This is a genomic window from Pseudomonas sp. Irchel s3a10, assembly GCF_900187525.1.
Lineage (GTDB): Bacteria > Pseudomonadota > Gammaproteobacteria > Pseudomonadales > Pseudomonadaceae > Aquipseudomonas > Aquipseudomonas koreensis_G.
In genome coordinates this window covers 57,522-74,173 of the sequence record NZ_FYDR01000008.1, presented here as the reverse complement: position 1 = coordinate 74,173, position 16,652 = coordinate 57,522, and the positions used below count along the sequence as shown (strand labels likewise).

Below are 16,652 nucleotides of genomic sequence, written 5' to 3'. Positions count from 1 at the left end.
TGCCCGAAAAATGGGGCAAGCGAGACGCTTGCAGGACACCTTGTGCCTGTAGACGCCTGAAATCTGAAAACAGCCACTAGTTAAGTCAAAAAACCGTGCACAGTCAAATTTATGGCGCACATGTCTGGATTAACTGGGGGTTAATTAACCAAACAGATGGTAAACCTTTGCCGCCTTTTGCGCTTGGGTGATCTGCGACATCTCGTTGGCTATCGCCTGGCGCTCACCCATTGCCGCCTCAAGCAGCTCCTTGTAGACATGGAGCAACTCCTCAAGGTTACTGCGCAAGGCCTCCTCATCCAGCGAGGCCTCGACCATGACGTCTTCCATGCAGGAACGGCAAGCCAGATCCAGCTCGCCAATGGCTTCCCAGTTGCGTTCGGCCAGCGCACTGACCAGCGCCTCACGGGTATCGGCGATTCGCTGCAATACAAGACTCATGGTGCTCTCCTTCAAAACTGCGGAGCAAGCTCGGGGGCGATGGCATCCCAGCCTTCTTTTACCGTGCTCAGCAAGCCGGCAACCTCGTCGAGAATGCGCGGATCGCTGTTGATGTTGGCCTCGGCGAGACGCTTCATCATGTAGATGTACAGCCCGTCCAGATCGGCCAGTTCATCGGCACACTTTTCCAGATCCAGACCTTCGCGCAGCCCGCTGACAATGCCAATGGCCTTGCTGATCGAGGTGCACTTGCCAGGAATATCCTTGCGCTCGATGGCACCCTTGGCCTGAGCGATGCGGGCCAGCCCGCCTTCCATCAGCATTTGCACCAGACGGTGCGGGCTCGCCTCGGAGGTCTGGGCGTGCGCACCGACTTTCTGATATTGCCGAAGGGCTAACATTGGGTTCATGTTCTACCTCATTGCCACAATGACTCGTATAACCAGTGTATCGCCAACGAATCACAGAACTTTAGATCAAAAGACAAAAACCCGGCGCACGCCGATAAAGCGTAGCCGGGTTTTTGTCGTTATTGCAGGTTACTTCGCGGACTGCTGAGCGTTCAGCGAGCTGAAGAACGACGTGATGTTGCTGGCCGTCGCCTTCATCTGCCCAACCAGCAAGTCCATGGCGTTGTATTTCGCAGTCAACGTCTTGGTCAGGTTGGCCACACGCAGATCCAGCGCCAATTGCTGGCTGGTCAGGCTCTTGGTGTTGTTGTTCAGGATGGACATGCGCTGATCAAGCAGGCCTACGGCAGTAGGGGCGCTACCGGCAGGCGCCTTCAGATACGGTTCCACCGCCTTGTTCATGCGTGCCAGCAGACCGTTGGTGTCGTCGGTCCCGGTGAACATCTGCTGCACCTGGCCAGCCTTGCCGGGCTGAGCCATGGTTTTGGTGAACGCAGCAGTATCAAATGTCAGGTTGCCGGTGTTGCGGTCGGTCATCACACCGATCTCCGACAGATAGGACAAAGCACCTTTTGCACCAGCACCAGGAGCAGTCAACTGGCCACGGATGTCGGCGATCAGCGAGCGCGGCAGCGAGTCACCGGTAAACGCCGCCTGCACTGTCAGTTTGCCGTCCTCATCAGGCGTAGCCTTGGAAAGCGTGTCGATGGTGGTCTTCAGGGTGTTGTATGCGTCAACAAACGCCTGAACCGAGGCCTGCAGCCCTTTGGTGTTGGTATCGACGCTGACAACGGTCGGCGTGGCAACGCCACCAACGACAGGGCTGACAGTGGTCAGATTCAGGGTCAGGCCGCTGATTGCACCACTGACCGTATTGCTCTTGCTGGAAACCTGCAGGCCGTCGATGGTCACCTTGGCATCTTGCGCAGGCCCATTGACGTTGCCAGAGGCGCCTGCCGCCGGATTAGTACCCATCGGCTGGGTACCGTCGATCTCCAGACCGGCAATCCCGCTGACAGAGAGGTCGGTACCTGCGCCCGTCTTGTTCGAGCTGATCACCAGGCGTGAAGCACCGCTGCTGTCGGTCACGATGTTGGCAGAAATGCCATTGGCGCCCTGAGCCGTGTTGATCGCGTCACGGGTGCTCTGCAAGGTTGCATTGGCCGGGATCGTGACATTGTAATCAGTGCCATTCTGACTGATTTTCAGGGTACCACTCGGAATGGCACTGGCAGCACCGCCGGCGAAAGAAGCGCTGGCAACTTTCGAGCCAGTGGCCAATTGGTTGACAACAACGTTGTAAGTCCCCGACACCGCGGTGTTATCGGAGGTGGCGCCGAGAATCGCTGTGTTGCTCGAGGTCGCCGTGAAACCGGCAAACGCCGGGTTGGTCTTGCTGCCCAGGTTGGTCATCGCCGTCTGGTACGCGGTCAGCGCACTCTTCAACGTGCCGACACCGGAAATCTTCAGGGTATTGGTCTTGGTCGCGGAATCGATCTGCGTCTGCTTCGGCGACTTGTCGGCGTTGACCAGCGCGGTCACGATCGCGCCGATGTCCAGGCCGGAACCCAGTCCGGAACCCGGTAGAATTGGACTTGCCATGTGCATCTCCCTTCAGATTGTTGCCAGACTTTTGACCCATCCAGGCGTCATTCAAGAAAGACAAACACTATTCATGCCAGCTATCAGACTTTGGCGTCGAACAACACATGGCTTGCGTTGGCGAGGCTGTCTGCGAGCTTGAGTGCTTCTGCGGAGGGGATCTGGCGTACCACCTCACCCGTCTCGCTTGCGATCACCTTGACGATGACCTTGCCAGAGTGCTCGTCGATCGAGAACTCCAGGTTACGCTTGATCGATTGAACGAACTTCTCGATCTCTTGCACGGCCAGTTTCAACTTGGCGTCATCCGCTTGCTGACTTTTCCTGTCAGCAACCGGTGCCTCGGCCGGTGCAGCCTTTGGCGTCTCCGACGGCTTATCAGCAACAGGCGTCGCTGGCTTGGGAGCCGGATAAGACACGTTAAGCTTTACGCTCATGTCCATGCTCATCACCTCCTAACGTAAAAAAGCGAGAGAGCGCGACCAGCGCACCCTCCCGCCCAAACTCATTCCGAAATTACTGAAGCAGCTTCAGTACAGCGGAAGGCAGTTGGTTGGCTTGAGCCAGAACAGAGGTCGAAGCCTGTTGCAGGGTTTGCTGCTTGGTCAGGTTAGCAGTCTCTGCGGCGAAGTCGGTATCTTGTACGCGACCTTGTGCAGCAGTGGTGTTCTCGGTGATGTTCTGCAAGTTCTGGATGGTGCTGGTCAGACGGTTTTGCGAAGCACCCAGGCTGGCACGAGTTGCACCGATTGCAGCGATAGCAGCGTCGATTGCAGTGATTGCGTTGTCGATGTTCTGCGAAGCAGAACCAGCGCCAGTACCGGTGGTACCGGTCAGAACTACAGTACCGCTGCCTACGGACAGGCTGACGGCGTCGAACTTGGAGCTCAGTACCAGGTCGATGTGGTTAGCCGAACCGGTGTTTGCGCCAACTTGCAGAGTCACAGTACCAGCCGAACCGTCCAGCAGGTTTTTGCCGTTCAGGTTGGTAGCAGCCGAGATACGGGTGATTTCGTCAGACATCTGAGCGAATTCAGCGTTGGTTGCGGTCTGGTCAGCAGTGCCGTTGGTGCCGTTACGTGCTTTAACAGCCAGTTCACGCATACGCTGCAGGATGTCGGTCGAAGCTTGCAGAGCGCCTTCAGCGGTCTGGGCAACGGAGATACCGTCGTTGGCGTTCTGGATGGCTTGGGTGTTACCACGGATCTGCGAAGACATACGGTTCGAGATCTGCAGGCCAGCAGCGTCGTCTTTTGCGCTGTTGATTTTCAGGCCGGAAGACAGGCGCTGCATCGAAGTCGACAGAGCGTCGGAAGCGCGGTTCAGGTTCTTTTGAACGTTCAGCGACGTGGTGTTGGTGTTTACTGTTAAAGCCATGACGAATTCCTCGTTGGTTGGGTACTGCGGCTTCCGGCCCTGGCAACCGCCTGGAATGGCCTAGAGAACCTTCGTAATAGTTATCGTCGGGTTGGCAGGTTGCTTGAGGGCTTTTTGAAAAAAATTTGCCATCACCCTGCCACCCCCGAGAAAACAAGGGCTTAGCGCCCTTCCACCTGCGAAAAAATGACGCCATAAAACCGACCCGCACGTAAAGCCGCGGGCCAGTGCGGTCGCTCACTTTGCCGATCGTGCTTTTTGCAACACTTCGATCAACTCGTACTCCATCCAGTCAGCCAGCCCCAACCAGTCCTGACGCTCCTGACAATCGAGCATGTGCGTGAGTACAAAGGCCCACTCCTGCTGAATCGGCGCAGGCGCAGCTATCAGCAACTGTTGCGCGCTCTCGAACACCTCGACCATATCCAGCGCCGCCTCGACATCACGCCCCAGACGAAACAGCCCGGCGCACTGCCGAGATTTCTCCAGACACTGCTCAATCGTCGTCATTGCACGAACTCCTGATTGAACTGCGTCCCGGCGATCATTGCGCCCGCCCGGCTGCTGTTTAAAAATTGCACGTGCGGATGCGCGGCGATGTAGCGCTCCAGTACACACAGATAACCGCGGAAGTTCAGTTGGGTGCTGACCCGCTGGCCATGGCCGTCCTGCACCCAATGCCGCGCCTGATCGACCCCAGGCCCCAGATCACCGTCGCTCCAGCCGGCATGGGTCTTGTTCATCGGGAAGGCGAAATCGGCGCCGAACAGGGTAATGCGCGACGCGCCCATCTTCACCGCCAGGTCCACCGCCGGATGAATCACGCTGCCACCGACATGCAGTTGCCCACGCGGATATTGCTCGCGCAACGCGTCGTAAACCGGGCTGGCCGAGTAACCGCCGTAGCGCTTGCCCTTCCAGGCGGTGAGCACTGCAGGATCGCTCATTGGCAGATACACCAGCGGGATACCAGCGGAGTTCTCGAACGGCAAATGCCGAAAGCTGATGCGCTGATCGATGGTGACCACCAGATCCGGGACGATGCCGTGTTCGCGCAGCGGCCGGTAAGCCGTATCGACACACAACAATAACGGACGCTCAGCCTGCGCGTGCACCGCCGCCAGGCGCTGGAAATGCCCTTCCAGCGTCGGCCCGGTGCCGATCACGTAGATTTCCCGGCCCTTGGCAGTCCCGAACAATTGCGCCACATCGTCATCACCCAGCAACACCGGCAGACAGTCCTGCAAACGCTGTTGAATGAACGGCAGGTTTGGATCGAACTCACGATTGTTAAAGCTCAGGTGCACTTCGCTGACCAGCCGATCGCGGATCTTCGCGTTGAAATCATCAGCCAGCAGCATCTCCGCCGGCAGGGCGAAAAACGGTGTGCAGATGTCTGACAGATCACCGGCATAGAACAGCTGCACGCGCGGATCTTCCAGCCATTGCCGTTGATCGAGCAGTTGCAGCACCAGCGCGAACAACGCGCCATTGAGGACATGCACGTACAACTGCTCAAGGCCAGCACGCTCCAGCAGCACCGTTGGCAGATCACCGAGGCCTGTGCCATAGACATGCAACTGTGGTTTTTGCGCCAGGCTGGCGGCCTGGAGTCGGGCTTCGTGGACCCGGTCGTGGCGACTGGTCAGTTGAATGCCATTAACGCTGAGCGTCGAGCCCAATCCCTGCACCAGCTCGGCATGAACGACCGAGGTATCTTCCGCCATCAACCGCTCGAACAACGCCGGCCAGCGTTGCTGGATGACCTGGGCGTTGGGTTGGAAAAACTCGCTCATGCCGCCTAGCGCTCCATTCAGGCAAAAAAATAGCGCTCAAGGGTAACCTTGAACGCTATTTTTGTATCCGCCGTTTTTGCCCGGACTCAAGGACGATAGATGATCGCCGAGCCCCACGACAGACCGACACCGAAACCGCTCAGGGCAATGCGCTGCCAGTCGGAATCGAGTACGTGTTTTTCCAGCAGCAGCGGGATGCTCGACGACACGGTATTGCCGGTCTCGACCATGTCCTTGATGAACTTCTCCGGTTCACCTTCGAAACGGCGCGCCACCGCATCGACAATCGCCGCACTGCCCTGGTGAATGCAGAAGGCGTCGATGTCGTCAGCCTTGAGGCCGGAGTCGTCGAGCAGTTCGTGCAAATGCGCCGGGACTTTGAGCAATGCGAAGTTGAACACCTGACGGCCGTTCATGAAGAACACGCCATCGGTGACTTTCAGGTGCGGTGCGCCGGATCCGTCGGTACCGAACTTGGCCTTGCCCAGCGCCCAGGCCGGGTCTTCGCCCATCCAGGTCGCCGTGGCGGCATCGCCGAACAGCATGGTGGTGTTGCGGTCTTCCGGGTCGACGATTTTCGAGTACGGGTCAGCGGTGATCAGCAGGCCGTTCTTCAGGCCGGCGGCTTCCATGAAGCCCTTGATCGCGTAGATGCCGTAGACGTAGCCGGAGCAGCCCAGGGAAATGTCGAACGCCGCAACATTTGTCGGCAGACCGAGCTTGTCCTGGACGATCGCAGCGGTGTGCGGCAGACCTTCTTCGTCACCGTTCTGGGTGACGACGATCAGTGCGTCTATCGATTCACGCTTCAGTTCAGGGTTGCTGGCAAACAGCGCATTGGCCGCTTCCACGCACAGATCGGAGGTTTCCTGCTCAGCGTCTTTGCGCGGCAGGAAGGCAGAGCCGATTTTACCGAGGATGAACTCTTCATCCTTCTCGAATTTTGCACCTTGTGCGTAATTGTCCACGCCGGCTACAGGAACGTAGCTCGCAATGCTTTTTATGCCAATCATTACGGCTTCCCAATAAAAAACAGCCCAAAACCACCGCTCGCAAGGATTCGAGGGGCGCCGACAAACAGAAAACGGCCGCCACAAAGGGCAGCCACGGGGAGCGCAAAGGGCTATCACTGGAACCGATTACACGGCCAGGCGCCATCTCCCCGGTCAATACAATACAGTGAAGATGCGCGTTATGACTCGCAGGTCACGCTATTTTGCCGAATCGGGTGCAGATCGGGTTATTCGACCAACGACCAGTCCAGCGGCGTGCCACGTTTGATCGCCTGGCGAGCGCGGCGACCGAGGACGGCATCGGTGTGCTTGGGCGGCAGACCGAGACCTGGGCGAATGGCGCGCAGATTGTCCCCGGAAAAGGCTTCACCGGCCGCCATGTCGGCAGTGACGTACAGCGAGCGGCGATAGACCAGCGACTTGCGCTCGGCCTCGGTGACGCCGTAATGCACTTGGCCCATGGCCTGCCAGGCGCGTTCGGTTTCCACCACCAGGCTGGCCAGTTCCGCCGGCTCCAGCGAGAAACTGGTATCGACCCCACCTGCCGAACGGTCGAGGGTGAAGTGCTTCTCCACCACCGTCGCCCCAAGTGCCACGGCGGCCACGGACACGCCAACGCCCATAGAGTGATCGGACAGCCCCACCTCGCAACCGAACAGTTCACGCAGATGCGGGATCGTGCGCACATTGCTGTTGAGCGGGGTTGCCGGGTAAGTGCTGGTGCATTTGAGCAGCACCAGGTCCTTGCACCCTGCCCCGCGGGCGGCGCGCACGGTTTCGTCGAGCTCGGCGATGCTGGCCATGCCGGTGGAGATGATCAGCGGTTTGCCGGTCGCGGCCACACGGCGGATCAATGGCAGATCGGTGTTTTCGAAACTGGCGATTTTGTACGCCGGGACGTCGAGACTTTCGAGAAACTCCACCGCTGTGTCATCGAACGGCGTCGAGAACGCGAGCATGCCCAACGCTTTGGCCCGGGCAAAAATCGGCGCGTGCCACTCCCACGGCGTGTGGGCCTTCTCGTACAGGTCGTACAGCGAAGTGCCGGCCCACAGGCTGTTCGGGTCCTTGATGAAAAACTCACCCTCGGCCAGATCCAGGGTCATGGTCTGCGCGGTGTAAGTCTGCAACTTCAAGGCATGCGCGCCAGCCTTGGCGGCGGCCTCGACGATTTGCAGGGCCACCTCCAGTGACTGGTTATGGTTGCCGCTCATTTCGGCAATGATGAACGGTGGCGCATCGGCACCGATCAGACGTTCGCCAATCTTGAAACTACTCATCGCGGTGATCCTTCAAAACCTTGGTGAACGCGCAGGCACTCTGAGTGAATCCGGCGTCACGAAACACATTCAAAGACGGACGATTGCCCGGCAGGACCTGAGCGGTGATGGCGGTCATCTGCGGCCAGTGCTCGCGGACGAACGCCTCACCTCGCGCCAGCAGCGCCCTGCCCCAACCGAGACCCAGCCGGCTTTCCAGCAAATACAGCGACACTTCAGCCTCAAAGCCGCGCAAGTCATAACGCAAGACGCCGACCGCGCCGTCATCGGCCTCGGCAATCAACAGCAGACGCTGTGGATTGCGCAGGCTCGCATTCAGCCAGCTCAGGTGCTGCGGCCATTCGATTACAGCCGTGTCCAGTGACCAGCGCCGCACAGCCTCGGCATTGCGCCCGTCGAACAACAATTGCGCATCATCGAGGGTCGCCGGGCGCAGCTTGAGCACCGCACCGGCCAGCGCCGCCGCCACGCGCAACGCACCGCGCCCATCGACCAATTGGCGTGAACGCTCGGCCAGACTCTGGCGCAGATAGAAATTGTCGACGACAAAACCGATGGCGTCGCGCAGTTGTTCGACGCTGACCTGCTCGCGGGCGCCCATGGACACATGCGCCCCCGCCGCGGCCATGACTTCGCCGTTGGCTTGCTGGTTGTTCGATACCGCGATGCAGATCGTCGGCAGGCCGAGGGCTGCACGCTCCCAACTGGTGCCGCCACCGGCGCCGATAAACAGATCGGCCGCGGTCATGCGCTGCTGGAAATCGCTGACGAAACTGTGCAGGCGCCAATGCGGCCGTGCTTCGGCCAAGGCCTGCATTTGCGCCCACGCCGGGTTGTCCGCACCGGCGACGAAATCCACTTCCAGCTCAGTAAAATCCTTCAGTGCCAACATCGCGTGATGGGTCTGCATCGCCGCGTCGAAACCACCGAAATTCACCAGCACCTGGCGGGCCTTGGGTTTGATCTCGATGGCCGGGCAGACGAATTCTTCACGCAGCATGGCGTAACGCGGGCCGAGCAAGGTGCGGCAATCGGCGGGCAGCAACGGCGCATAGTTTTCGCTGAGACCGGACAGGTTCTGATTCAGCAGCAGATCAACGCTGTAACGGCGGGTGGCGAGATCGTCCACCGCCGCGATCCGAGGCGCCCAACGCCGGGCGGCGGTCTGCCACTGATGATCGAGGCCGTAGTGGTCGGCAATGATCCAGTCGAATGCGGCGTGACCTGCCAGCAAGGCGTCCAGCGCCTCGATATCCGCCTGCCACGGCAGCATCGATTCGATGGCTTGCTGCGGGTCTTCGTCGGGGTAGACGTCCGGCAAGGCGAAGGTCTCGAAACCTTCGGCAGCCAAGGCATCGAGCCGATGCCCTGGCAACCGCCGGCAGGCAAACGCGACATGACTGCCCTGCTTGCGCAGCACTCGCGCCAGCGTCAGGCAGCGGGCAATGTGGCCACTGCCGATGGCTGGCGAAGCGTCAGCGCGGATCAGCACTCTCATTGCAGCTCTCCGCCGGCCTTGAGCGCGGCGTACAGATACTCGGCGCGCTTCCAGTCTTCCAGCGTATCGATGTCCTGCACCAGATGCCGCGGCACAATTACCGGCAGGCTGGCGCTTGAATACAACACCTCGCCGCGCAACCACGCCTCGCTACGACCCCAGTAAAACTGCCCGGCGTCCTGAAAAGCTTCAGGCAGATCCTGCGAGCGGGTGTTGCGAAATTCCGGATACAACGCGGTCAATGCGCCCTGCCCGTCCACCGTTAGCGCCCGCTGCACCGGGAAACCAAAGCTGCACACGGAGAACGCAAAGGCTTTGTCCGGGTGCTGCTGCAGCAGCTCAAATCCTTGCCGCAGGAAGCGCGCCTGCAACAACGGCGCCGTGGCGTACACGCAGCAGGCGTAATCGAACGCGGGCAATTGTTGCAAGGCATGCTCGATCACCGCAGCGGTGCCGGTGAAATCATCCGCCAGTTCGGCCGGGCGCAGGAACGGCACTTGAGCACCATGGGCCAGCGCCAGCTCGGCAATTTCGGTGTCATCGGTACTGACCACGACCTGTTCGAACAGGCCACTGTCAAGCGCCGTACGGATCGAGCGGACAATCATCGGCACGCCGTCGAACGGCAACAGGTTCTTGCGCGGGATGCGCTTGCTGCCGCCACGGGCCGGGATGATTGCGACGCTGTTCAAGGACGTTTTTCCAGCAGAAACCAAGTGATATCGTCTACCGGGAATTGCGGATCACGGTGATAACCAAACCCGTAATCGAGCAAGTGCAGATCGGCATACCGGTCGAGCATTTCCCCGGCGAAATCGCGCTTGAACAGCTTGCCGCTGTTGCCGCGATAGGACACTTCCACCGGCGCCGGATTGTAGTATTCGGCGATCAGGATGTAGCGCTGGCTCAACGCATACAACTGCGCGTAGGCAGTCGGCAGCAGCTCCGGCGCCAGATGGATCAGCACGCCTTTGCTCAGGGTCAGGTCATAGCTGCGCTCGCGCGGAAAGTCGAACAGCGAGCCATGCCAGATCTGCGCGATGCCCAGTGCCCGCGCCTGCGCGCAGGCGCTTTGGTTGATCTCGACACCGAACAATTCACTGCGCGGCAACAGTTGACGCAGCGCCTGCAGGTTGTTGCCGGCATTGGTGCCCAGCTCAACCACACTGTCGATGCGCCCGGCGCGGCTCAGGGCCTTGGCGAACAACGCCAGATTGGCCGCCACCAACGGCTGCCCGACGTTGCGATCCACGTACTGGTTGCCGAAATCGCCCTGCCAGAATTTTTCCTGCTCACTCAGATCACGCATTACACAGTCTCATTCACCGCCGCAGCGGGATTTATTCAATCAGCCGGCGCAATTGCTCGACCACCTGATCCTGCTGCTCGTCACTGAGCAACGGGTACAGCGGCAGGCTGATCGCCTCGGCGTAATAACGCTCGGCTTCGGGGAAGTCGCCTTCGGCAAAACCCAGGTCGCGATAGTACGGCTGCAAATGCACGGGAATATAGTGCAGGTTCACGCCGATGCCGGCCGCGCGCAAACCTTCGAACACCTGACGGTGGGTCAGGCCGATGCGCTCGGTCTGCAGACGCACCACGTACAGGTGCCACGCTGATTCAGCTTCGGGCTGGGCACTGGGCAAGGTCAGCGGCAGATAGGCCAGCAAACGGTCGTAACGCGCCGCCAGTTCGCGACGACGGGCGATGAAGCCGTCCAGTTTGGCCAGTTGTGACAGACCCAGCGCCGCCTGCAAATCGGTGATCCGGTAATTGAAGCCCAGCTCGATCTGCTGGTAATACCATGGGCCGTGGCTGGGCTCGCTCATCTGCTGCGGATCGCGGGTCATGCCATGGCTGCGCAGGCGTTGCAGACGCTCGGCCAGTTGCGGGCGATTGGTCAGCACCATGCCGCCTTCGCCACTGGTGATGATCTTCACCGGGTGAAAACTGAACACGGTCATCGCCGCAAAGTCCCCGCAGCCCACCGGGCGCCCGGCGTAGCTGGCGCCCACCGCGTGCGAGGCGTCTTCGATCACCGTGAAGTTGTAGCGCTCGGCCAATTCGGCAATCTTGCGCAGGTCACAGCTCTGCCCGGAGAACGCCACCGCCACCAACACTTTCGGCAGCGTGCCGTCCTGCTCGGCCTGATCGAGCTTCGCAGCGAGGGCGAAGGCATCGAGATTCCAGGTCAGCGGATCGATGTCGACAAAATCGACGTCGGCGCCGCAATAGCGCCCGCAGTTGGCTGAAGCCAGAAAAGTGTTCGGCGTGGTCCACAAGCGATCGCCCGGGCCAAGGCCGGCAGCAAGGCAGGCAATATGCAGCGCCGCCGTGGCGTTGCACACCGCCACCGCGAAGTCGGCCTGGCAACGTTCGGCCATCGCCTGCTCAAAGCGCTCGATAGTCGGGCCTTGAGTCAGCCAGTCCGACTGCAGCACCTCGACCACTGCATCGATGTCCGCCTGATCAACGCTCTGCCGACCGTAGGGAATCATGCCGACAACTTCGCGTGCAGCTCGGCGATCTGCCCGACCGAGAGATAGTGCGGGTTGGTGTCGGAGCGGTATTCAAAGTCTTCACTCACCGGCCGGCCATGTTCGCCGAGCTTGTCCACGGAGAAATCGACATCGACGCTGGTAAAGCGGATGGAGGGCTGGATGGTGTAGTGGTCCTCGAATTCCAGAGTCATCCGCGCATCGTCCAGCGGCACCATCAGTTCATGCAGCTTTTCCCCGGGACGAATACCGACGTTCTTGTGCGGCAGATGCTCGGCCATACCCCGCGCCAGATCGACGATGCGGATCGACGGGATCTTCGGCACGAACACTTCGCCGCCGTGCATCCGCGCAAAGCTGTCGAGGACAAACTGCACGCCGTGATCGAGGGTGATCCAGAAGCGGGTCATGCGCTCGTCGGTAATCGGCAGCTCCTGCGCACCGTCGGCAATCAGCTTGCTGAAGAACGGCACCACCGAACCCCGCGAGCCCGCCACGTTGCCGTAGCGCACCACGGCAAAACGCGTTTGTTGTTCGCCGGCAATGTTGTTGGCAGCGACAAACAGCTTGTCCGAGAGCAACTTGGTCGCGCCGTACAGGTTGATCGGGCTGGCCGCTTTGTCGGTGGACAGCGCGACGACTTTCTTCACGCCATTGTCGATGGCGGCGGCGATGATGTTCTCCGCGCCATTGACGTTGGTGCGGATGCACTCGGTCGGGTTGTACTCCGCCGCCGGCACCTGCTTGAGCGCCGCCGCGTGCACCACGTAGTCGATGCCGCGCATGGCCTGCCGCAGCCGGTCGGCGTCGCGCACGTCACCGAGAAAGTAACGCATGCACGGCGCGTTGAATGTCTGCTGCATTTCGTATTGCTTGAGTTCATCCCGGGAGAACACCACCACGCGCTTGGGCTGGTATTGCTCAAGCAGACGGGCGATGAATTTGCGCCCGAACGAGCCGGTGCCGCCGGAGATGAAGATCGATTTACCGTTGAACATATTTTGTATTCCGTTCCTTTTGGGCGCGGCTCAGGCGAGTAACTGCGACCAGTCCAGCAACGCACTGTCGTTCAGACCATACCCTTTGCCGCTCAGGTTCAGGTTGGCGTTGTACGCCTGATCCTGAGCGAACGCGGCGGCCCATTTTTCCTGTAGCGCTGCGAGTGCCTGGGGTGCCTGGGCAATCGCGCCCTGATGCAGGACTTGCACCGACGGCGTCCACACGGTGAGGAAACCGGCCTGTGCGGCTTTCAGACATAGATCGACATCGTTGAAAGCGTCGCCGAATGTGCTGTCGTCCAGACCACCCAGTGCTTCAAACAGTTCTTTGCGCACCATCAGGCACACGTTCGATACCGCCGAGCAGTTCTGCTCCACCGTTAACCGATAGAGGTAGCCGTCGGCGTCATGTTTTTCACCGACGAACGCCGACCCCACGCCGCCATGCATGCCAAGGATCAGCCCGGCCTGGCTGACTTTGCCATCGCGATCGACCAGCTTCGGCCCGACCACGCCAATTTCCGGACGCAGGGCATGGTTGAGCAGCGAGTCCAGCCAGTTCGGGTTGACCACTTCCGCGTCGGCCGCGAGCAATACCAGATACTCGCCCTGCGCCTGGCGGCTGGCGGCGTTGAGCAATGCCGGTACGCTCAGCGACTGATCGGCACGCAGCACCTGGACTTTCGGATGCTGGTAAGTACCCAGCCAGTCATTGACCTGAGCCGATTGCGTGGCCGTGGTGGCGATCAGGATCTCGTAATGGTGATAACGGGTGCGCAGTTGAACCCCTTCGAGACAGCGTTGCAGGGCAGGCAGATCATCGCCGGCCGGAATGATGATCGACACCAGAGGACGATCGCTGTGGTGGTAATCGATCTGGTAAATGCCCGGCACCGCCGAGGTGACCTTGGCCTTGTAGCCGCGATTGCCCAGGTGGCGCAACAGCGCCAGACGCTCATGTGCGTTTTCTTCCAGCGACGCGGCTTCGGTGATCAGCAGCGGCTCGTCGAGGTGGGCCAGGCTGTTCAAACCGTGCTCTTCGATGATGCGCAGCAGCACGTCAAATTCCAGCGCCTTGTTGAAATCGGCGCGGTAGCCGCCTACCTCGATCAAAGCGTCACGCCGCACCAGCCAGTGTCGCGCCATCAGGCCCGGCAGGCTCAAGAGCAGGTCGAGGTTGAAGCCGGGACGGAACACATCCATCAGCGCGCCCTTCTCCCCGCGCTGAATCTCGTCGGTGGAAACAGCACGGCAATCGCCGGCGGACATCAACTCCAGGCTGGCGCGCAACAAACCACTGGCGGTGAACTCGTCGCCCGCCTCGGCCAGCAGCACCCAGTCGCACGGCGACTGACGGGCACTCTGATTGAGTTTATCGACCAGGTTGGCCGGCGTAACCCGGACAAAGTGCAAAGTGTTCTGCGCCGTGGTGGCCGCCGGCGCTTCGCCGGTGGTGAACACGACAATTCTGAACGCCTTGCATTGGCCTTCGAGCAGGCTGTCGAGGCTGACCTGCAACTTGTCGATGTCATCGTCCAGATCCAGCAGGAAAATGCCGAACTGCGGGCCACCGCCGTTGACCGACAGGTGCTCGGCAATCGATGCCAACTGAGCGCCATCGGCCTGACGCGAATCCAGCCACTTGAGCAGTCGACCGGACTGCGTCTGGTCGAATACCTGATGATGGTCTTCCAGCGTCAACGCTTCGAGACGAGCATTCCAGTCGCGCATGTTCTGCGCTTCTTCGTCCTCGCCGGCCAGTTCCAGCTGTTGTGCCAGACGCTTGACCACGGTGCGGTTGAACGCATTGAGGTCGTGCGCCTGCCACAAGCGATCCAGAACACTTTCCGGAGTATCGTTGTTGCGCGCCTGCAGCAAGTGCGCCTGACGGGTCCACACACCCTCCAGGTCGCGCAGTTGAATGCGCCCGGCAGGCATGGCGTGCAGCATGAATTCGAACTGTTCCAGACGATCGAAAAATGGCTGGTTGTAAAACGGCATCTCGACGTATTGCAAAGGCCCGAACCGCCGATCAGGCCTCTTGAGCGACTGATTCCAGGTGGACTGGATAATCAGTTCTGCCGTCAGTGCCCGGCCGCTTTGCAGGCTGTCGACCATCGCCTCGAAGCTTTGCAGGGCAAAGGCCTTACCCTGTTGCGCGTCGAGATCCTTGATGCCGGTCGGCAGCGACGCGAGGAATTCAGCGAACGCTTCTCGCTCGGCGACTGATTTGGCGTCGACGTAAGTCAGCGAGTGATACACCTCGGTGCTGTGCTCGGAATTGCCGTAGTTGATCTCGCGCACCACGTAAGGCATCGGCAGGATCCGCGCCTTGGCACTGGCCAGCAGGAAATACACATGGCCGATTTCCTGCCACTGGAAATTGGTGCCCGCCGGCAACGCCGAGTGCCAGGTCTTCATCAGATCGGTACGGGTCACCGCATAGAAAGGCGGGATGTACTGACTCATGTAGTCGATGACCCGATCCTGAGCCCGTTCGGACGCGTAGTCCTCCTTGACTTTCTTGTCGCGACGGTAATAGCTCACACCACCGGACAGAGTCAGGTACATCAGGCAATAGCCGTGGCACATGCCGTAGTCCTGATTCGCCTGCAGGAAACCGACGGACTCGGCCAGCGAATCGTGCAGGATGAAGTCATCATCGGCTGCCAGCACCATGTACGGCGTGGTCAGTCGCTCAACACCATAAGCCAGTTTGGCCTGCATGCCCCAGTAGGCGAACTGCGGCACGTGATGGTAATCGACGGCGGAAAAATCCCCTTGCGGCCGCTCGGGCGTGGAGTCCAGCACCATGATCCGGCAGGGCAAGCTGCTGTAGTACTTCACCGCCCGGCGCAGGAACGCCGGCCGATTGTGAGTAATCAGCACCACGGTCAACAGCTCGTTGAGCGGTAGCGCCAGTTCAGAACTGTACTTGCCTTGCATAACTTCTCTCCACAACCGGCGACTCGCCGAGATAACGCTTTGGGGGTGTTGCGAATTAACGAACGCGACGCAGATAGCCGTCCGGCGCCACGGTGATCAGCAGCTTGTTCTGCAACTGCTGGTCGATCTCGAAGTCCTGGTTCTCTTCCAGGTACTTCCACACCGCGGTTTTCGGGTTGTCACCCGGGCCCCATGGACGGTCCGGGAAGAAATCGGCCGGCATGTCTTCGACCACGGTGTCCATCACCACGCAGTAGCTGTCGACCGAGACCAGCGGCGCATACAGGCGCAGCTCTTCTAGCACGTGGTCGTGGGTGTGGTTGGAGTCGAGCACCAGAATGACCTTCTTGCCCTTGGCCGCAGCCTGCACCTGAGCGGCAATGGCCGGGTCGATGCTCGAGCCTTCGATCATCTTGATGCGCTTGGCCATCGGGTGGCTCTCGATCGCTTCACGGTTGTGCGGGCGGATGTCGAGGTCGATGCCCAGCACTTCGCCGTGACCTTGCAGTTCCAGCAGGGAGGCGTAGTAGATGATCGAACCGCCGTGAGCGATGCCGCACTCGATGACCAGATCCGGCTTGACCTGCCAGATGATCTCCTGCATCGCCATCATGTCCTGCGGCAGCTGGATGATCGGGCGGCCCATCCACGAGAAGTGGTAGCTGTACTTGTGTTTGGCCGATTCGTTGAAGAAATCACGGGCCAGGCCGGTGAGTTTCTGGTCGTCACCCTGCTGGGCGATCTGTTCCCGGCACTCGGCTTCGAAGGCTTTGTTGATGCTGTTGTCGGTCAT

16 protein-coding genes are annotated in these 16,652 nt (G+C 60.2%); all 16 read right to left on the bottom strand.

All coding sequences use genetic code 11. The features are described from left to right. Positions 1-144: 144 nt before the first annotated feature. Complete coding sequence (locus CKW11_RS21815) at positions 145-441, bottom strand: flagellar protein FliT (protein ID WP_095139365.1); 297 nt, start codon at positions 439-441, stop codon at positions 145-147. A gap of 11 nt (positions 442-452) precedes the next feature. Next, positions 453-851, bottom strand: a complete 399-nt coding sequence (gene fliS, locus CKW11_RS21810) for a flagellar export chaperone FliS (protein WP_095139364.1) — start codon at positions 849-851, stop codon at positions 453-455. 129 nt (positions 852-980) lie between these two features. Beyond that, on the bottom strand, positions 981-2,453 hold the full coding sequence (gene fliD, locus CKW11_RS21805) for a flagellar filament capping protein FliD (RefSeq protein WP_095139363.1): 1,473 nt from the start codon (positions 2,451-2,453) through the stop codon (positions 981-983). An 83-nt stretch (positions 2,454-2,536) separates the two neighbouring features. Then, entirely contained in the window at positions 2,537-2,896 is a 360-nt protein-coding gene (locus CKW11_RS21800) for a flagellar protein FlaG (protein ID WP_095139362.1), read from the bottom strand. A 73-nt stretch (positions 2,897-2,969) separates the two neighbouring features. Next, the gene (locus CKW11_RS21795) at positions 2,970-3,830 is read right to left on the bottom strand and encodes a flagellin domain-containing protein (RefSeq protein ID WP_007958307.1); all 861 of its coding nucleotides are present in this window, start codon (positions 3,828-3,830) and stop codon (positions 2,970-2,972) included. Between the two features lie 237 nt (positions 3,831-4,067). After that, positions 4,068-4,340, bottom strand: a complete 273-nt coding sequence (locus CKW11_RS21790; RefSeq protein ID WP_095139361.1) for a hypothetical protein — start codon at positions 4,338-4,340, stop codon at positions 4,068-4,070. After that, positions 4,337-5,626: a motility associated factor glycosyltransferase family protein gene (locus CKW11_RS21785; protein WP_095139360.1), complete on the bottom strand. Its 1,290-nt coding sequence runs from the start codon at positions 5,624-5,626 to the stop codon at positions 4,337-4,339. Before CKW11_RS21785 ends, CKW11_RS21790 begins: the two co-directional genes overlap by 4 nt. A gap of 86 nt (positions 5,627-5,712) precedes the next feature. After that, on the bottom strand, positions 5,713-6,639 hold the full coding sequence (locus CKW11_RS21780) for a ketoacyl-ACP synthase III (protein ID WP_027614228.1): 927 nt from the start codon (positions 6,637-6,639) through the stop codon (positions 5,713-5,715). A 227-nt stretch (positions 6,640-6,866) separates the two neighbouring features. Continuing rightward, positions 6,867-7,919 (bottom strand): pseudaminic acid synthase, encoded by a 1,053-nt coding sequence (gene pseI, locus CKW11_RS21775; RefSeq protein WP_095139359.1) that lies wholly within the window; start codon positions 7,917-7,919, stop codon positions 6,867-6,869. Next, positions 7,912-9,417, bottom strand: coding sequence for a UDP-2,4-diacetamido-2,4,6-trideoxy-beta-L-altropyranose hydrolase (gene pseG / locus CKW11_RS21770; protein WP_095139358.1), 1,506 nt, complete (start codon positions 9,415-9,417; stop codon positions 7,912-7,914). Before pseG ends, pseI begins: the two co-directional genes overlap by 8 nt. Next, a complete protein-coding gene (gene pseF / locus CKW11_RS21765; protein WP_095139357.1) occupies positions 9,414-10,109 on the bottom strand; it encodes a pseudaminic acid cytidylyltransferase in 696 nt (231 codons plus the stop codon). Before pseF ends, pseG begins: the two co-directional genes overlap by 4 nt. Beyond that, positions 10,106-10,726, bottom strand: coding sequence for a pseudaminic acid biosynthesis-associated methylase (locus CKW11_RS21760; protein ID WP_095139356.1), 621 nt, complete (start codon positions 10,724-10,726; stop codon positions 10,106-10,108). Before CKW11_RS21760 ends, pseF begins: the two co-directional genes overlap by 4 nt. Before the next feature lie 31 nt (positions 10,727-10,757). Next, complete coding sequence (gene pseC, locus CKW11_RS21755) at positions 10,758-11,915, bottom strand: UDP-4-amino-4,6-dideoxy-N-acetyl-beta-L-altrosamine transaminase (RefSeq protein WP_095139355.1); 1,158 nt, start codon at positions 11,913-11,915, stop codon at positions 10,758-10,760. Next, the gene (gene pseB, locus CKW11_RS21750) at positions 11,912-12,913 is read right to left on the bottom strand and encodes a UDP-N-acetylglucosamine 4,6-dehydratase (inverting) (RefSeq protein WP_095139354.1); all 1,002 of its coding nucleotides are present in this window, start codon (positions 12,911-12,913) and stop codon (positions 11,912-11,914) included. Before pseB ends, pseC begins: the two co-directional genes overlap by 4 nt. Before the next feature lie 30 nt (positions 12,914-12,943). Then, positions 12,944-15,859: a TIGR00180 family glycosyltransferase gene (locus CKW11_RS21745; protein WP_095139353.1), complete on the bottom strand. Its 2,916-nt coding sequence runs from the start codon at positions 15,857-15,859 to the stop codon at positions 12,944-12,946. A gap of 55 nt (positions 15,860-15,914) precedes the next feature. Further along, a complete protein-coding gene (locus CKW11_RS21740; RefSeq protein ID WP_047292500.1) occupies positions 15,915-16,652 on the bottom strand; it encodes a cephalosporin hydroxylase family protein in 738 nt (245 codons plus the stop codon).